This is a genomic window from Paenibacillus sp. J22P15, assembly GCF_056269345.1.
Window position 1 is genome coordinate 891,380 of record NZ_JBWDNT010000001.1, and the last position, 16,199, is coordinate 907,578.

Annotated in this window: 14 protein-coding genes and 1 pseudogene; 7 read left to right on the forward strand and 8 right to left on the reverse strand. The window is 41.9% G+C overall.

Going from position 1 to position 16,199, the window contains the following annotated elements; translation table 11 throughout:
* Positions 1-107: 107 nt before the first annotated feature.
* Positions 108-788 (reverse strand): vWA domain-containing protein, encoded by a 681-nt coding sequence (locus tag AC0YN6_RS04180; RefSeq protein WP_475745527.1) that lies wholly within the window; start codon positions 786-788, stop codon positions 108-110.
* Between the two features lie 63 nt (positions 789-851).
* Positions 852-1,370: pseudogene (locus AC0YN6_RS04185) on the reverse strand (TerD family protein); the annotation flags it as partial.
* 264 nt (positions 1,371-1,634) lie between these two features.
* Between AC0YN6_RS04185 and AC0YN6_RS04190 the strand changes: the two are divergent.
* The gene (locus AC0YN6_RS04190; RefSeq protein ID WP_475745362.1) at positions 1,635-2,033 is read left to right on the forward strand and encodes a hypothetical protein; all 399 of its coding nucleotides are present in this window, start codon (positions 1,635-1,637) and stop codon (positions 2,031-2,033) included.
* A gap of 225 nt (positions 2,034-2,258) precedes the next feature.
* Here the strand turns inward: AC0YN6_RS04190 and AC0YN6_RS04195 are convergent, their stop codons facing one another.
* Entirely contained in the window at positions 2,259-2,600 is a 342-nt protein-coding gene (locus AC0YN6_RS04195; RefSeq protein ID WP_475745363.1) for an antibiotic biosynthesis monooxygenase, read from the reverse strand.
* Between the two features lie 416 nt (positions 2,601-3,016).
* Here AC0YN6_RS04195 and AC0YN6_RS04200 point away from each other — a divergent pair, with 416 nt between their 5' ends.
* Together AC0YN6_RS04200 and AC0YN6_RS04205 are read left to right on the forward strand one after the other, a co-directional pair.
* Entirely contained in the window at positions 3,017-3,598 is a 582-nt protein-coding gene (locus AC0YN6_RS04200) for a hypothetical protein (protein ID WP_475745528.1), read from the forward strand.
* A 180-nt stretch (positions 3,599-3,778) separates the two neighbouring features.
* On the forward strand, positions 3,779-4,435 hold the full coding sequence (locus tag AC0YN6_RS04205; RefSeq protein ID WP_475745529.1) for a class I SAM-dependent methyltransferase: 657 nt from the start codon (positions 3,779-3,781) through the stop codon (positions 4,433-4,435).
* Positions 4,436-4,521: 86 nt separating this feature from the next.
* On the opposite strand, the gene araA is transcribed toward AC0YN6_RS04205, so the two are convergent.
* The gene (gene araA, locus AC0YN6_RS04210) at positions 4,522-6,012 is read right to left on the reverse strand and encodes an L-arabinose isomerase (protein WP_475745364.1); all 1,491 of its coding nucleotides are present in this window, start codon (positions 6,010-6,012) and stop codon (positions 4,522-4,524) included.
* A 282-nt stretch (positions 6,013-6,294) separates the two neighbouring features.
* Positions 6,295-6,480, reverse strand: coding sequence for a hypothetical protein (locus tag AC0YN6_RS04215; RefSeq protein ID WP_339202807.1), 186 nt, complete (start codon positions 6,478-6,480; stop codon positions 6,295-6,297).
* Positions 6,481-6,642: 162 nt separating this feature from the next.
* Here AC0YN6_RS04215 and AC0YN6_RS04220 point away from each other — a divergent pair, with 162 nt between their 5' ends.
* From AC0YN6_RS04220 to AC0YN6_RS04230, 3 genes are read left to right on the forward strand one after another with little or no spacing between them, the layout of a single operon-like run.
* Positions 6,643-7,509: a class I SAM-dependent methyltransferase gene (locus tag AC0YN6_RS04220; RefSeq protein ID WP_475745365.1), complete on the forward strand. Its 867-nt coding sequence runs from the start codon at positions 6,643-6,645 to the stop codon at positions 7,507-7,509.
* Positions 7,509-8,222 carry an RluA family pseudouridine synthase gene (locus AC0YN6_RS04225; protein ID WP_475745366.1) on the forward strand — a complete coding sequence of 238 codons (714 nt, stop codon included), beginning with the start codon at positions 7,509-7,511 and terminating at the stop codon, positions 8,220-8,222. The genes AC0YN6_RS04220 and AC0YN6_RS04225 overlap by 1 nt, the downstream gene beginning before the upstream one ends.
* 19 nt (positions 8,223-8,241) lie before the next feature.
* Positions 8,242-9,489, forward strand: coding sequence for a CapA family protein (locus tag AC0YN6_RS04230; protein ID WP_475745367.1), 1,248 nt, complete (start codon positions 8,242-8,244; stop codon positions 9,487-9,489).
* 20 nt (positions 9,490-9,509) lie between these two features.
* Here the strand turns inward: AC0YN6_RS04230 and AC0YN6_RS04235 are convergent, their stop codons facing one another.
* On the reverse strand, positions 9,510-9,914 hold the full coding sequence (locus AC0YN6_RS04235) for a MarR family winged helix-turn-helix transcriptional regulator (protein ID WP_475745368.1): 405 nt from the start codon (positions 9,912-9,914) through the stop codon (positions 9,510-9,512).
* 204 nt (positions 9,915-10,118) lie between these two features.
* Between AC0YN6_RS04235 and AC0YN6_RS04240 the strand changes: the two genes are divergently transcribed.
* Positions 10,119-10,286: a hypothetical protein gene (locus tag AC0YN6_RS04240; RefSeq protein ID WP_475745369.1), complete on the forward strand. Its 168-nt coding sequence runs from the start codon at positions 10,119-10,121 to the stop codon at positions 10,284-10,286.
* Here AC0YN6_RS04240 and gyrA read toward each other — a convergent pair.
* Complete coding sequence (gyrA, locus tag AC0YN6_RS04245) at positions 10,267-12,729, reverse strand: DNA gyrase subunit A (RefSeq protein WP_475745370.1); 2,463 nt, start codon at positions 12,727-12,729, stop codon at positions 10,267-10,269. The genes AC0YN6_RS04240 and gyrA overlap by 20 nt on opposite strands.
* Before the next feature lie 12 nt (positions 12,730-12,741).
* The gene (gene parE, locus AC0YN6_RS04250; protein ID WP_475745371.1) at positions 12,742-14,712 is read right to left on the reverse strand and encodes a DNA topoisomerase IV subunit B; all 1,971 of its coding nucleotides are present in this window, start codon (positions 14,710-14,712) and stop codon (positions 12,742-12,744) included.
* Positions 14,713-16,199 lie beyond the last annotated feature (1,487 nt).

Consider the following 16,199-nt stretch of genomic DNA (forward strand, 5'->3'; position numbering starts at 1 on the left):
TTTTTATTCGGATGTTTAGATTACAATCTATTTGTAACAAAAAAAACTGAACCTAGTTTCCTCCAAGGTTCAGTTCTGTATCTGTGAAATTCCAATCCTAATATAGTCTAGATAGGTCTTATAATCCGCTTCTCTTTAGCAGCCTTCAGCCAGCTAGGAAACTCATTTAATAACTGATCATACAACATTTCATCCGATACAGCTGCAATATCCTCCAGATGAATGAAGTTCGCATTATCTACGATCCGACCTTCCATTGTATCGAGCTTCTTCAGCACTTCAAAGTCAGAATCACCAATGCCAACGAACTGCCAGAAGATAGGCTGAACCGCAGCGGCGGTAATGACCTTTTTGATCGGTTTAACAACTCCGCCATCGTTAATAAATATAATAAAGACTGGCGTTGCCGCATCTTCTTCCACTGTATATTTCTGAATGACATCTTCCATCACTGGCGGCTCATTGTTACGTCCAAACTTATGAATGGTGTTATTATCCATAATGTGACGTTTCACATATTGGTCGAAATCTTTTTCCGAAACAGAAGGCAATCTGCTAAAATGTGTATCGTAAACCCACACGTCAAGAGTTCCGTTGTCATCAAACTTGGTGGCAACCGCCAAGATTCGCTCAACAACTTCCTGAACTGTTCCATTTCGATACATTGTTTGCATAGAGCCGGTTATATCAAGCACAATACCGACTCTAGCTGAAACATTAGTTAATTTTTTCTTCTCCAAAGTGATTTGAACGATTTTTTTCCGCAAATCAATAGGTGTTAATGTCATTTCTGCAACAGCCGCAGCAACCTCTGCATCGCCCTCTTCAATCTCGAGTCCAAAGCTTGTACATAACGCTTCAAGCCCGCCATAAAAACCACTGCCTATTGCGTTAAACTTCCATTCTCCGTTATATGCATATAATTCACCAACTACAACAGCTGTTTCCTTTGTAAGCTCAGCACCATAATCGAACCGAAACAATTGATCACCAGTGATCTCATCTACTAACCGAACATACAAGTCCGATATGTTCTGCATGTAATGACCGAGTCGTTCTCCCTCATGTATCGTTACTGTAAAAGCTAGCTTTGCTGTATGCCCCTGCAGTCGATTCAAGTTTATAGATATCACTTCTTTGTCACTGCTATTCGTATTCACCTCATGGGAAACAGCCCCATTACGTGCTATAGGATTCCCATAAAAAATAAAGTCCTCATCTCGCTCACAGCGGCTTTGATCTGATAAAAGAAACGCAGCAGCATCAATACTCATCGCTGATTCACTAGTTGTCCAACCAAAGTGAACACGAATAGATGAGAGTTTACGTCCTTTAGTAACATCTACCTTTTGACCCTTTGACAACAGCATACACTCAGCTCCTTTTCCGACAATTTATTTTTATTGTTTCTATACATAATGATTATATAATGCCTGTCCTATATAAACTAGCTATAGACGATTCATCCCCGCACAAAAGAGAGTCATTATATATGATTACATACTGCTAAAGTCCCCCGTCAAACTATCCATATTATGCAAAATGCACGTTTACAAAAGGACTAATTTATTATAAAATTCTTTATAAAGAACACCGAGTTCGCAATTGAAGTTTGATTGGGAGGTTTACATATCATGTCAAAATTCAAAAAAGTCTTTTTTCTTACTTTGTTGATCAGCCTCTGTATGTTCCCCGTTTCTACTTTCGCTGCATCAAACAATGGATCGAACAACGTTTCAAACGATGATAAGAAAAGCTTCTTTTCAAGTATCTTTTCTGTATTTTCAGGAGCAAAAAGCAATATCGGCAGCAATGACAATAAAGAAAAGCAAAACAACTACAACAGCAATAACAATTCAAATCAATCCAACAATCACAAGAACGACAAAGATTGGGACAAAAAAGATTGGTGGGATTGGTGGGATGACGACAAAGACTATGATGATGATGACGATTGGTGGGAAGAATACTGCTGGTGGGATAAAAACAAAGAAGATTCCTACAAGCTTTGGGAGCGCTATTATTGCTACTAATATGCCTATTTCCGATAACCGTTGGCTAAAGCCAGCGGTTCCTTTTTTGTGTATACGAAAGGTCTAATTACAAATTCAACTTATTAACTGAATGGCGCGTGGGAATTTTATCCGAATCAATTATTGATGCCTAATTCTGTTGAATTACAAACGAGGAGTGAAAATAAGCAGCTAATTCAACCGTTAAATCATTAAAAAAAGAAAGCGACATAGCCCGAGCAGGCATCATCGCTTTCTCATTATTTCCCGAAAGTACCTTGTTTGATTTTTTTTCACATCATACATATTTACCGATGACTCAATGATAAATTCGGGACGTTGTTCATCCTTCTTATTCCGATGGCCAGCAATATGTACCGGGTCCTTCTCCCAATTCATCCATGCTTGCTCTGATTCCCAGCGAATCATAATAACAACTTCCTCTGTTTCTTTTGCTTTTCTATTGACCATAATATTAATATCGATTAAGCCTTCTTTACCGTCGATATGGCCTTCTTGTCCAAATGCCTCAACAATTTGTTCTGAATTGCCCTTTTCTACTACATTGGATCTCAACTGAATATACACAGAAATCACTCCTAATTATAATAGCATTTCCATTCACTATATCGATAACGATTATCATTGTCAAACATTTTCATGTTAAATATTCCCTTCCTTTGTTAATAATCTGACCACTATCGAAGTACCTGATCGCTCACAACTTCTTCATAAAGCTTCTCTATCCTGCCGGGAAATGATATGATTTCTATCATAACTGGTATCCAAAATAAATGATCGTCATGCAGAAAGGCGGAGAGTAATTGGTACATACATTCATTATTGAACCCATAACGTACAATACCTTTGAAAACGAAGGTGAACAAATAGAAAAATGCAAGGAATGGGGCCTGCTTTCTGAGAAGGCATCCAAAACAAAAGTGTTTTTCTATAAAGGACATGGCATGAACCTTGAATGCAGCATAATTGGCTTTGTGGATAAAATGACAGCGGTCATTTCATTCGAGAACGATCAAAAACATTGCATTCACCCCTCCTTCCTTAAGGAAATGCAAGCTTCGAGTTATGGGCAAAAGGCTTCAATTGCTGCTGAGGAAACCGCCGAGCCCCAAGTGAAAGAAATTGAAAAACAGGAAATTATAAATGAAGTATCGTCTGACGTGGAGCTTGCTACTAAAGTGGAAACAGAACAAGCTCCCACATTAGAAGAAGAAGTAAAAAAAGCGCCAAAAGGTAAAACAAAAAAAGAAAAAACACCAAAGCTCGAGCTTCCAGAAGAAAAGGTCAAAATGGTTGCTAAAGTAAAGGAATTTACTACTGTTCCCAACAATTTCTCGGATACGGATGATGAGGTCGTCATATATGAAGCGGTTTCCATTCAAGATCCAACACTTGAAATTGGTGATGCGTGGTCCAGCCATAGTGCTACCCTCAAAAAATTGGAGTTAGAAATTGGAGACCTACTCCATTTTGAAGGAAAAATCGTCGCCAAGAAGCTTACAAAGCACCCCATTCCTTACAAAATCAATAACCCTGCTAAAATTAAAAAGGAAAAATCGGAATAAACCAATTAACAATTGCTTTAACTAAATAATCAGCCTTACTTCTAAGATAAGAAGTAAGGCTTTTTTAATGTACATACTTTCATAGGCGAAAACTATAAAGATGATAGAAATGATATATTTCACTTATATATCACCTTTATGTAAAAATGTGATTAACAAATATTAGGGGATGGCGAGAAAATATTTAATCTTGGTTGTGGCACTGGTGATTTGGCTTATGAAATATCTAAAACAGGTGCATCGGTGACGGGGATGGATTTTTCTGCAGAAATGATCGAAAAAGCAAAAGAGAAATATCCAACTGTTCATTTCTTCACAGGAAATGCTGAACAATTTCAGTTGAATGAAACATTTGATGCTGTATTCTCTAACGCGGCATTACACTGGATGAAAGATGCGAAATCAGTCGCTCATAACGTCTGGAATATCCTAAACAGCGGAGGCAGATTTGTTGCAGAATTCGGTGGCCAAGGCAATGTAGCAGCTATCATTAGAGGGATAAGCGAAGTTCTGGATGAAGATTACGGCATGGATGCGCGCAATTTAAACCCTTGGTACTTCCCAAGTATTGCAGAATACAGTACTTTGCTTGAACAACAAGGTTTTCGTGTCACCTACGTCCTGCATTTTGACAGACCTACTATAATGGAAGACGGAGAAAATGGATTAAGTCATTGGTTGTCGGGCTTCAGCAACAGTTTTTTCAGCGAAATCGCAGATGATCAAAAACAGGTTGTATTCAGTAAAATAGGTGCGAAATTAAGAAAAGATTTATTCCATGATGGTTCCTGGCATATTGATTATGTACGAATTAGAATAAAAGCCGTCAAACCATAATCCACAATTATAATACAAATAGAGGCTGCTGCTTTTAACCTCCCAAGTTTAAAGCAGCAGCCTCTATTATTTAAGTATGTTTGGAATTAACGAATACGGTAGCTAAGATCGTTCCAACGAAGCTCATTCCGAATATTGCGAACCGTTGAATGTTTATCGATTACTACAGTTTCAATACCGACTTGATTAGCCCAATCCACAAGCTGCTCTATCGTTACTACATAAGAGAATACCGTGTGGTGAGCGCCGCCAGCATAAATCCAGCTCTCTGCTGCATCACGAAGCGAAGGTTCAGGCTTCCACAATACACGAGCAACTGGAAGCTTCGGCATTTCATGCGAAGGTTTTACTGCATCTACTTGGTTAATGATCAGACGGAAACGGTTGCCAAGGTCGATAAGCGAAGCATTTAGCGCAGAGCCTGAGCGTCCATCGAAAACAATACGTGCTGGATCTGCTTTGCCGCCGATTCCGAGCGGATGAACTTCGATTTTCGGACGGCTATCTGCAATCGTAGGACATACTTCAAGCATATGTGAACCAAGAACAAGCTCGTTTCCTTCTTCAAGATGATAGGTGTAGTCTTCCATGAAAGTAGTACCTTTGTTGTTTGCAATCAGCTTCATCATGCGAGTAAGTGCAGAAGTTTTCCAGTCACCCTCTCCACCAAATCCGTAACCTTGCTCCATCAAACGTTGAACGGCAAGCCCTGGAAGCTGCTTCATCCCATGCAAGACTTCAAAGGAAGTCGTGAATGCAGAGAAACCTCCCTCTTGCAAAAATGCTTTAAGGCCAAGCTCTATGCGTGCTTGCTCGCCGATTGATGCCCAAGATGCTGCATTGTTTCTTGTATCTGATGAAATGTCATACTGCTCATTATATTCTTCAAGCAGCTGCTTCACTCCTGAATCTGAAACCTCATTCATTCGCGCAACTAGATCGCCAATACCGTAACCATTGATCGACCAGCCGAATTTGATTTGAGCTTCTACTTTATCTCCTTCTGTTACAGAAACTTGACGCATATTGTCTCCGAAACGAGCAACTTTAAGATAACGTCCTTCATTAACTGCAATCGCCGTACCCATCCAGCTAGCAATACGTGAACGAGTAACCCCATCTTCCCAGTGCCCGGTAACCACTTTACGCTCAAGGCCTAGACGCGCGAAAATGTGACCGTATTCACGATCGCCATGCGCTGATTGGTTTGTATTCATGAAATCCATATCAATCGTATCCCACGGAATATCGCGGTTAAATTGCGTATGCAGGTGAAGCAAAGGCTTACGCAGCTCTGACAAACCATGAATCCACATTTTTGCCGGGGAGAAGGTATGCATCCATGTGATGATGCCCGCACAGTTCTCATCTGCTTTTGCTTCTAAACAAAGCTTATATATTTCTTCTGGAGTTGTTACTACAGGTTTAAATATGATTTCGGATGAAATAACAGAATCTTCATTCAATGCCGCAGTAATAATACGTGAATGCTGTGCAACTTCGTCCAATGTTTCTGGACCGTACAAGTGCTGACTTCCGGTAACAAACCAAAATTGATAAGGCTTAACTTGTAACATTGAAGGTTCCCCCTAAAGTTTTGCGAATGCAAAACAGCTTCGTAAGCATCTGCTTTAAGTTTTGCGAATGCAAAACAGCTATGTATGCGTTCGCTAAAATGATCTTTTGATAGAATAGATTCGCGTAAATAATAGAATTAAGTTACTATAACTTGTACGGACATTATCGCGTTTAAGCGCGGGAGTGACACCGTACTTGTACATACAACTTAACTTACGCTTATCATACTCCGAACCTTCAATGTTTTCAATATCAATCCTATATAAAATTACTTATCCTAATTAAATTTGTTCCAAGCGATACGTATACCCGCAGAATGAACAACGAAATAGTACGCTTTTGTCACCAACCTTGATAGTAAGCCTCTCATCATCTTCGATTTCTATGAACTCTCTACCCTGCTCGTCACGATCTCCAGTTGCAAACATTACCGTTTTATTCCCACATTCGCACTCAAAACTCATCATAATATTGATGCTCCTCTAATTTTAATTGGTCTAAGCTGACTTACGAATAAATACCAGCCTCAAATTAGCTCGGTTTCATTGCTTCATTGTGTTAGCTTCGATATAATTATCGTTGACATTATTATATTACAAAAACAAGGTCAAGGAAGGGTTACGAATAACATGTACATAGCAGATAAATGGGTTGACTACGAGGTTATAGATACTGGAGACGGGGACAAGCTTGAACGTTGGGGCAATTATACGCTTCGCCGTCCTGATCCACAAATTATTTGGCCAATTACAAATGAGAACAACCAATGGAAAAAAGCCGACGGTCATTACCACCGCAGCAATGCTGGAGGCGGCCAATGGTCGATGAGCGAATCGTTGCCGGAACGCTGGACGATATCTTACGGCGAGCTTAACTTCCATATTAAGCCGACAAACTTCAAGCATACAGGATTATTTCCTGAGCAAGCCGTTAACTGGAGCTGGATGATGGACAAAATCCGTAATGCCGGACGTCCTATTCGCGTCTTGAATTTATTCGCATATTCAGGCGGTGCCACCGTCGCAGCAGCTGCTGCTGGTGCAGAAGTATGTCACGTAGACGCAGCTAAAGGTATGGTTCAATGGGCTAAAGAAAATGCACAGCTATCTGGTCTTGAATCCGCTCCTATTCGCTATATAACAGATGATGTATTTAAATTCGTTCAACGCGAGCAGCGCCGCGGTAAGCAGTATGATGCGATTATTATGGACCCTCCTTCTTATGGACGTGGACCCAACGGCGAAACATGGAAGCTCGAAGAAAATCTGTTTCCTTTTTTACAATCATGCACATCAATTTTGTCAGACAATCCGTTGTTCATGTTAATTAACTCCTATACAACTGGATTATCGCCTTCTGTTCTGCATAACCTGCTGCATATGACGATGAATGCCAAATACGGCGGCGAGATCAATTGTGGAGAAATCGGGCTTCCTATTACGAAATCCGGTCTTAATTTACCATGCGGCATACTAGGACGTTGGGAGTCAAAGTAATGTCGATCAAAGTTTTGTTCGAGGATAATCATATAATAGCCGTCGTAAAGCCGCCTGGCATTCTCTCTCAAGAGGATGACACAGGCGATGCTGATATGCTGACGCTTCTAAAGCAGGATATAAAGGAACGATATAACAAGCCGGGAAACGTTTTTCTCGGCCTTGTTCATCGTCTTGACCGCATGGTTGGCGGAGCAATGGTATTTGCCAAAACCTCTAAAGGTGCCTCCAGATTATCTGAATCGGTTCGCAGTAGACAGTTTGGCAAAACTTATGTTTGTGTTGTACAAGGTACTCCAAACAAGCCACAAGCTCGTTTAACACATTTTATCCTCAAAAATAATAAACAAAATCAGGTTACCGTCTATAACAAGCCCACGACTGAAGCAAAAGAAGCCATTTTGGATTACGAAGTCGCAGCAGTTTCTGGGCGTTATTCATTAATTGCAGTGAAGCTGCATACAGGAAGACCGCATCAGATTCGGGCGCAGCTAGCTCATATTGGTTGTCCACTCGTAGGTGACCTTAAATATGGTGCTAAACCAACAAACGGCATTACAGAAATAGCTTTATGGTCGACCTCTGTTTCAACTCCACATCCTGTCACAAAAGAGTGGATGACTTTCCGTTCAATACCTGAGGGCTCGGATGTTTGGAACTGGTGGTCAGCTCCTCAGCTTGAAGCTGCCTCAAGTATGCTTAGCAATTCGTAACAAGAAAGGACGAAATGCAATGCGCCGTAAAAGGCACCGAAAAACGCAAACTGTTTTATTATTATTAAGCTTACTTGGTTTGCTGGTTATATTTATAATGCCCTCCATTTCAGAGAGGGCTTCTGCACCTGCTATCTCGTCCCCCACAGCTTCCGTAGAACCCACACAAGGTGAGCAAGCAGTAGTTACACCTTCTCCATCCCCAGAACCTACCGCACCTCCTAAGCCAGCCTATGCTGATGCTGTATGGATGGCAGTAGGCGATATCATGATGCATACACCACAGCTGCCTGGCTCCTTTGACAAAAAAACGAATCGTTATAACTTTAATCCTTTTTTTGCAGAGGTTAAGCCTATTTTAGACCAAGGCGATTGGGTCATTGCTAACCTAGAGACACCAATTGCAGGTGTAGAATTCGGGTATACGGGCTATCCCACCTTCAACGCCCCAACAGAGCTTGGAGAAGCGCTTAAGGAAGCCGGATTTAACTTAATAACAAATGCCAACAATCATTCACTTGATAAAGGTGAGTCAGGAGTGCTTCGCACGCTTGAGAATCTAAAGGCGCTTGGTCTTCCAAGCAAAGGAACAGCCGCATCGCAAGAGGAGGCTGACCGCGCCGTCTTAATCGAGAAAAATGGAATTGTTATGGGATTGCTTGCATACACCTACGGGACGAATGGCATTCCAATTCCAGAGGGCAAGCCTTACCTCGTAGCGCTTATCGATGAGGAAAATATAAAAGCGGATATCATTCAGTTGAAAGAAGCCGGTGCTGATTTTGTAACCGTCTCTCTTCATTTCGGTTCCGAATATCAAATTACACCAAATGATGAACAAAAACGTCTCGCAAGATCGCTTGTCGCAGCGGGAGCTGATATTATTGCCGGTTCGCATCCACATGTCATTCAACCATATGAAGTACTCGAAACAACTGATGAGAATGGTTATACCAAAAAAGGACTTATCATATATTCTATGGGAAATTTCATTTCTAATCAGCGGGGCGAATCGAAGGATTACGGAGTTATTTTTAAAGTTAATATTCGTAAAAATATGACGGATGGTACTGTTGATCTTACTGAAATTGAATCCATTCCAACATGGGTACATCGCTACAAACCAGATCGCTCTTATCGCTATCGCATCTTACCAATTGAAGAAACAATAGCTGCTTCAAATGATACCTTGCTAACTCAAGCCGACTACGATTTGCTTCAAAAAAATTATGACATGCTGCGCAATCGGCTCGATTCCATGAAATAATCTCGTTTCCAGAGGAACATTTACAAATTTGCTACTTTGCCGAGTAAGTAAACCAGCAGCTGCTGGTTGTGAGACGAAATGCGGTCCAGCGATTGTTCGATCATTTGGGTCCGAATCGCTGTACCGCGCTCCGCTTCCGCTTTTCCCTTCTCCGATACAGAAACCCAAACAATTCTTCGATCATGATTATCCCTAGTGCGTTCAATGAGCTCATTCCGTTCCATCCGATCAAGCAATGTTGTAATAGCAGCAGGTGTAGTCTCTAAATATTGAAGCAGATCTGACGGCTTCATCGGTTGATGCTGCAGCATCAAGTCTAATACATTCAACTGGCCTTCCGTTAAAGGAGCAAGCGATTGTTCTAAGTTATTTTTCCAATCTCGCGAAAGCTTCGTCCATAACCGAGTAAATTCTCCAGACACCATACTCCCACACTCACTCTCTGTCAATTTCCATCTATTTGTTATTTATTATAACAGTCTTTGTTGTCGGATAAAAGATTAACGCAATTAATAATTTGCGCTATTAATCGATATATTGTTGAACATTATGACAGCGTTAGACATACAATAAGGCGAAAGCCCAGCGCTATGTCTTTTCATGTTCAAAAAGTAAGGAGCGTGCACCCAGTGGAAGAAAGAAAAGCAGCAATTATTCAAAAAATCAAACAATATGGCATCATAAAAGACCCACAATGGCTGGACCGCCCGGATGAGCTGGTACCATTGTGGGTCATGCTTGAAGCTATATTAGAAGTAATTGAACGGTTTGATCCGCCTAATCGACCTTTTGATTAGCATCTGTCATGGAACGAGCAAGAGTACTCGTGATAACATCGTTTTTCTCTACCGGGAACAAGAGCTTACCAATCGATTTTCGCTCTTCAATTGGAGCTTTCTCCGAAACAGCAGTAATCTTTGCCCCAGACGAAGTAATGGCTACGATTTCCTTCGCTGTTTTGCAATAATAAGCGCCAACGAGCGATGAACCGTTTGGACGCACTCGTTTACCTTCTTTAAACTCGAACGTTTGGACACCTTTACCGCCTCTGCCTTGAATCGGATAATCCAGAAGCAATGAACGTTTCGCGTAACCAATATCAGTAATGACGAGTAATTCACCTTCATCTTCTGCGACCCATTCCGCGGTGACAAGCTCGTCTCCATCCTTAAGCTGGATACCTCTAACGCCCGTTGCTACTCTACCCATCGAATTCACTTCAGACTCACTAAATCGAATACTCATCCCTAGCTTCGTAATGAGCATGATTTGCTTCGTACTGTCGCTGAGAACGACTCGGATAATCTCATCACCTTCTGAGACCTTACAAGCCGCAACAGCTGTAGATCTCGTAGTAGCATATTCCTTAAGCTCCGTCCGCTTAACTTGGCCGCGTTTCGTGATGAATACAAGAGACGCGGTGGAAGCTAAAATATCTTTGATTGGAATAACGCTGACGATCGAGTCATCCTTTGGTATAGGTACAACATTGACAATCGCGGTTCCTGTATCCTTCCATTTGAACTCTGGAATTTGATGAACAGGCAATAAATAATATTGACCCTTGCGTGTAAACAACAGCAAATTGTCAATCGTATTGACTTCAAGCAATTCGCGTACGTAGTCGCCTTCTTTAACACCTGCGCTCTGCTGCTCACCTCCAGATCTCGTGAACGAAAGCATGCTTGTCCGTTTTACATAACCGTCCTGGCTTAGTGTAACAAGAACATCCTCCGGCGTAACAAGAACTTCGAGGTTCACTTTAAGCTCTTCGATCTCTCCGCGCAGGACGGAACGACGGTCAATACCATATTTTGTTTGAATTTCGAGCAGCTCATCTTTGATGACACCGATCAGTTTCTTATCGCTTGCTAAGATCGATTTCAAGTAAGCAATCTTCTTCATCGCTTCCTTAAGCTCTTTCTCAAGTGTCGTAATCTCAAGGTTAGTTAAACGATATAGCTGTAAAGTAAGGATGGCATCAGCTTGGCGAGCTGAGAATCCAAACTTGGCAACCAAATTGTCCTGCGCATCGCCGCGATTTTTGGATGCTTTAATTGTTGCAATGACTTCATCTAATATATTGAGCGCCTTTACAAGCCCTTCCACCACATGTGCACGATCCTCAGCCTTCTCTAGATCGTACTTTGTGCGGAATGTAACGACTTCTTTCTGATGATCGATATAAGCCGATAATATTTGCTTCAGACCAAGCTGCATTGGAGTTTTATTCACGATTGCGACCATATTAAAGCTGTAAGCTACCTGTAGATCTGTTTTCTTGTATAAATATGCCAAAATCCCTTGAGCATCGGCATCCTTCTTAAATTCAATAACGATTCGGAGACCATTTCGTCCGCTCTCATCGCGCACTTCAGCAATGCCCTCGACCTTCTTCTCTAGTCGAATATTTTCCATCGCTGTCACCAAACGTGATTTGACGACTTGATATGGAATTTCTGTAATGACAAGCTGCTGCTTGCCGCCGCGCATATCCTCGATTTCCGTTTTGGCACGAATATAAATCCGTCCTTTACCGGTAGCGTAAGCATCGCGAATACCTTCTTCGCCCATGATAATGCCTCCGGTTGGGAAATCCGGACCTTTGACATAGGTCATGAGCTCTTCAAGCGAAAGCTCAGGGCTTCCCATGAGCGCGATACAAGCATCAATAACCTCCCGCAGGTTATGCGGAGGGATTTCCGTAGCAAAGCCGGCAGAGATGCCGCTGGTCCCATTTACGAGAAGGTTAGGGTACCGCGACGGCAGCACAACCGGCTCCTTTGTCGTATTATCGAAATTATCTTTGAATTGTACCGTTCTTTTCTCTATATCACGAAGCAATTCCATCGCAATGGATGACAAACGAGCTTCCGTATAACGCATAGCTGCCGCAGGATCATCATCCTGAGATCCCCAGTTTCCGTGGCCATCTACAAGAGGATGCCCCATTTTCCAAGGCTGTGCCATCCGCACCATACCTTCATAAATTGACGAATCGCCATGCGGATGATAATTACCCATTACGTCACCGACTGTTTTAGCCGATTTACGGTATTGCTTGTCCGGCGTATTGCCTGAATCATACATCGCATATAGAATACGACGCTGCACGGGCTTCAAGCCATCGCGCACGTCAGGAATGGCACGGTCCTGAATTATATACTTTGAATAGCGTCCGAAGCGGTCTCCTACCACTTCCTCCAAAAACGCCGGTAAAAACTGTTCCAGCATACTCACGCAGAAATCCCCCTATTCCTCATATTCCATAAAATCGACATTCTCGACAATCCATCGTTTACGCGGATCAACCTTATCTCCCATAAGCGTTGATACTCTGCGTTCCGCTTTGGCAGCATCTTCAATCTGAACTTGTAGAAGTGTCCGTTTCTCAGGATCCATCGTCGTTTCCCAAAGTTGATCCGGATTCATCTCGCCAAGCCCCTTATATCGTTGAAGCTCATAATTTTTTCCGTATTCCTTCAAATAGTTTTGCAGCTGCTCATCTGTCCACGCATAGCGAATTGTTTCCAGCTTACCTGATTTACGTGTAATTTTGTACAACGGTGGCTGAGCAATATATACGCGTCCCAAATCGATTAGCGGTTTCATATAGCGATAGAAAAAAGTAAGCAAAAGCACTTGAATATGTGCGCCGTCCGTATCCGCATCCGTCATAATAATAATTTTATTGTAGTTGCATTCCTCTGCTACAAACTCCGAACCCACGCCCGCGCCTATAGCTGAAATGATTGCCTTGTACTCATCGTTTTTCAAAATATCGATAAGTTTGGCTTTCTCTGGATTCATCGGTTTCCCTTTGAGCGGCAGCAAGGCTTGATATTTAGAATCACGGCCCTGCTTGGCTGAGCCTCCAGCAGAATCCCCTTCTACAATAAACAACTCTGTACGAGTAATATCCTTAGACTGCGCAGGGGTTAGCTTACCATTTAGATTTGAGCTTTCGCTCCGCTTCTTGCCGCTGCGTATTTCTTCACGAGCTTTACGCGCAGCTTCTCGCGCTTTTGAAGCCTGAAGCGATTTTTTTAACAACATTTGTGCAATTTGAGGATTTTCCTCTAGAAAAACCTGCATCTTCTCAGAGACAATCGCATCCACCGCACTGCGGGCAGATGAGCTTCCTAGTTGATCCTTAGTCTGTCCGACAAATTCGACATCAGACATTTTTATATTGATTACGACCATCATGCCTTCGCGCAAGTCATTGCCTTCAAGGTTTTTGTCTTTATCCTTCAGCATAGCTGATTTTCGGGCGTAGTCATTCATTACACGAGTATAAGCCGTTTTAAAACCGGTTTCATGTGTACCGCCGCCCCGTGTTGGGATTGAATTGACAAATGATACGATCGTCTCGGTATATCCGTCATTGTACTGTAGTGCTATTTCTACCTCAATATCATCCCGATCACCAGCAAAATGGATTACATCGTGCAGGACCGTCTTCTCTTCGTTCAAAAACTGAACGAATTGACGTGCTCCGCCTTCGTAATGAAAAACATCCTGTTTACCGCTTCGGTCATCCTTGATCGACACCTTAAGTCCTGAGTTTAGAAATGCGATTTCTTGCAGACGATCTGCTAGCGTATCATAGCTTAACGACGTACCATTCTGAAACACGCGTCCATCAGGCTTAAAAGTAACCTTCGTACCTGTGCGATTCGTAGTTCCAATGATCTCAAGCCCACGAACCGGCTCACCGACATGTTCTCGGCCTGATTCATCCACCCAGTATTCAAAGCACTGTCTATGAATTTTCCCGTCACGAAAAATATCGACCTCCAGCCATTCTGACAAGGCATTCGTAACTGAAGCACCAACGCCATGCAAACCGCCAGATTTCTTATATCCGCCGCCGCCAAACTTTCCGCCAGCATGCAAAATCGTAAAAACGACTTGTGGTGTCGGAATACCGGTCTTATGCATGCCGGTAGGAATACCACGCCCATTATCATGTACGGTCACTGCACCGTTCTTATGCAGTGTTACCTCGATGGCCGAACAAAATTTAGCCAAATGCTCATCGACTGCATTATCAACGATTTCCCAGACGAGGTGATGTAATCCGGAACTGCTTGTACTGCCTATGTACATGCCCGGTCTTTTCCTAACTGCGGTTAACCCTTCAAGCACCTGTATATCATCGGCCTCATAATTTCTATCTGCGGCCGCTGTATTTGCGAAGAGATCTGTTTGCTCTGACATGAGCGTCCCCCTATCTATAATCACGTTTCCGTATCTTCAAGCTATTTTAATTCAAGATGTCTTGTTCGTAAAGGCTTCATAGGAAACGATAATTGTATCTATTCCTTGCATGATAAGTCAACATAGAAATTCGACAGCGACGATCCATCAACTGTCGGCTTGGTCTTTGCTACGACATAAAAAAAAACTTGGAATTAAATAATAAAGCAATATCGTTCAAATTACCATGACTGAATATAAGGATAACACATTAAGGTTGCTTAACAGAACCTACCATCGACAAATTAAATAAAGCGCTCTAATGAATTTCATGATAATCTACAGCTCAGCGTAAGTAATAATCCGAATAAGCGCAAGCAAAATTAAAATAAATATAAAAATAATTTCACTTCTAAGACACTTTCATCGATCTCATCCGAAATTCCTTCTTTCAAAACAATTCCTTATCAGCTTCGACCACTAGCTATTACGCTATACACTTGAATAACTCCGATCTCTGATGTTAGCATGTTTTGCAGATAAGTAGGATTTATGTATTCGTTTGAACAAACCACAAAAAATTATGCGATAAAAAAATCAGCAAATTGTTCACAATCGAAATTTATTGACTTTACCGCACTTCCTTCGTAATATGGTTTACGATTCAAAACCACATACCAAATCATTTTTGAGGTAGACATATGAATACCAATGAACGCATTGATTGCATGAAATGCAAGCATTATTATATTACCTGGGACCCGAGTGCGCCTAAAGGCTGCCGAGCCTTTGGATTTAAGACAAACACATTGCCGAGTGTGACGGTCCTCCGTTCGTCAGGCAAGCCTTGCATGCACTTTGAGAACAAAGAGAAACAGTAAGTAATATTGGGCTACTCTCGAAAGAGTGCTGTTAGCGCAAATATGTTCTTACAGCTCGAAAAGTAACATCCATCAGTGCTTGTAAGAACCTATGTGTTCTTACAGGGCTAGTTGACAGTTTGGTTACTCTCGAAAGAGTGCTGTTAGCGCAAATATGTTCTTACTGCTCGAAAAGTAACATCCATCAGTGCTTGTAAGAACCTATTTGTTCTTACAGAGCTAGTTGGCAGTTTGGGTACTCTCGAAAGAGTGCTGTTAGCGCAAATATCTTCTTACAGCTCGAAAAGCAACATCCATCAGTGCTTGTAAGAACCTATGTGTTCTTACAGGGCTAGTTAGCAGTTTGGTTACTCTCGAAAGAGTGCTGTTAGCGCAAATATGTTCTTACAGCTCGAAAAGCAACATCCATCAGTGCTTGTAAGAACCTATGTGTTCTTACAGGGCTAGTTAAAAGGGCTAGTTGGCAGTTTGGTTACTCTCGAAAGAGTGCTGTTAGTGCAAATATGTTCTTACTGCTCGAAAAGTAACATCCATTAGGCTTGTAAGAACCTATGTGTTCTTAAAGGGCTAGTTGGCAGTTTGGTTACTCTAGAAAGAGTGCTGTTAGCGCAAATATGTTCTTACAGC

Excerpts from the sequence above, each read along its gene's own strand:
- AC0YN6_RS04180 (WP_475745527.1), bottom strand. The coding sequence starts at position 788 with ATGACATTAACACCTATTGATTTGCGGAAAAAAATCGTTCAAATCACT.
- AC0YN6_RS04190 (WP_475745362.1), top strand. The coding sequence starts at position 1,635 with ATGTCAAAATTCAAAAAAGTCTTTTTTCTTACTTTGTTGATCAGCCTC.
- AC0YN6_RS04200 (WP_475745528.1), top strand. The coding sequence starts at position 3,017 with ATGACAGCGGTCATTTCATTCGAGAACGATCAAAAACATTGCATTCAC.
- araA (WP_475745364.1), bottom strand. The coding sequence starts at position 6,012 with ATGTTACAAGTTAAGCCTTATCAATTTTGGTTTGTTACCGGAAGTCAG.
- AC0YN6_RS04215 (WP_339202807.1), bottom strand. The coding sequence starts at position 6,480 with ATGATGAGTTTTGAGTGCGAATGTGGGAATAAAACGGTAATGTTTGCA.
- AC0YN6_RS04220 (WP_475745365.1), top strand. The coding sequence starts at position 6,643 with ATGTACATAGCAGATAAATGGGTTGACTACGAGGTTATAGATACTGGA.
- AC0YN6_RS04225 (WP_475745366.1), top strand. The coding sequence starts at position 7,509 with ATGTCGATCAAAGTTTTGTTCGAGGATAATCATATAATAGCCGTCGTA.
- AC0YN6_RS04230 (WP_475745367.1), top strand. The coding sequence starts at position 8,242 with ATGCGCCGTAAAAGGCACCGAAAAACGCAAACTGTTTTATTATTATTA.
- AC0YN6_RS04235 (WP_475745368.1), bottom strand. The coding sequence starts at position 9,914 with ATGGTGTCTGGAGAATTTACTCGGTTATGGACGAAGCTTTCGCGAGAT.
- parE (WP_475745371.1), bottom strand. The coding sequence starts at position 14,712 with ATGTCAGAGCAAACAGATCTCTTCGCAAATACAGCGGCCGCAGATAGA.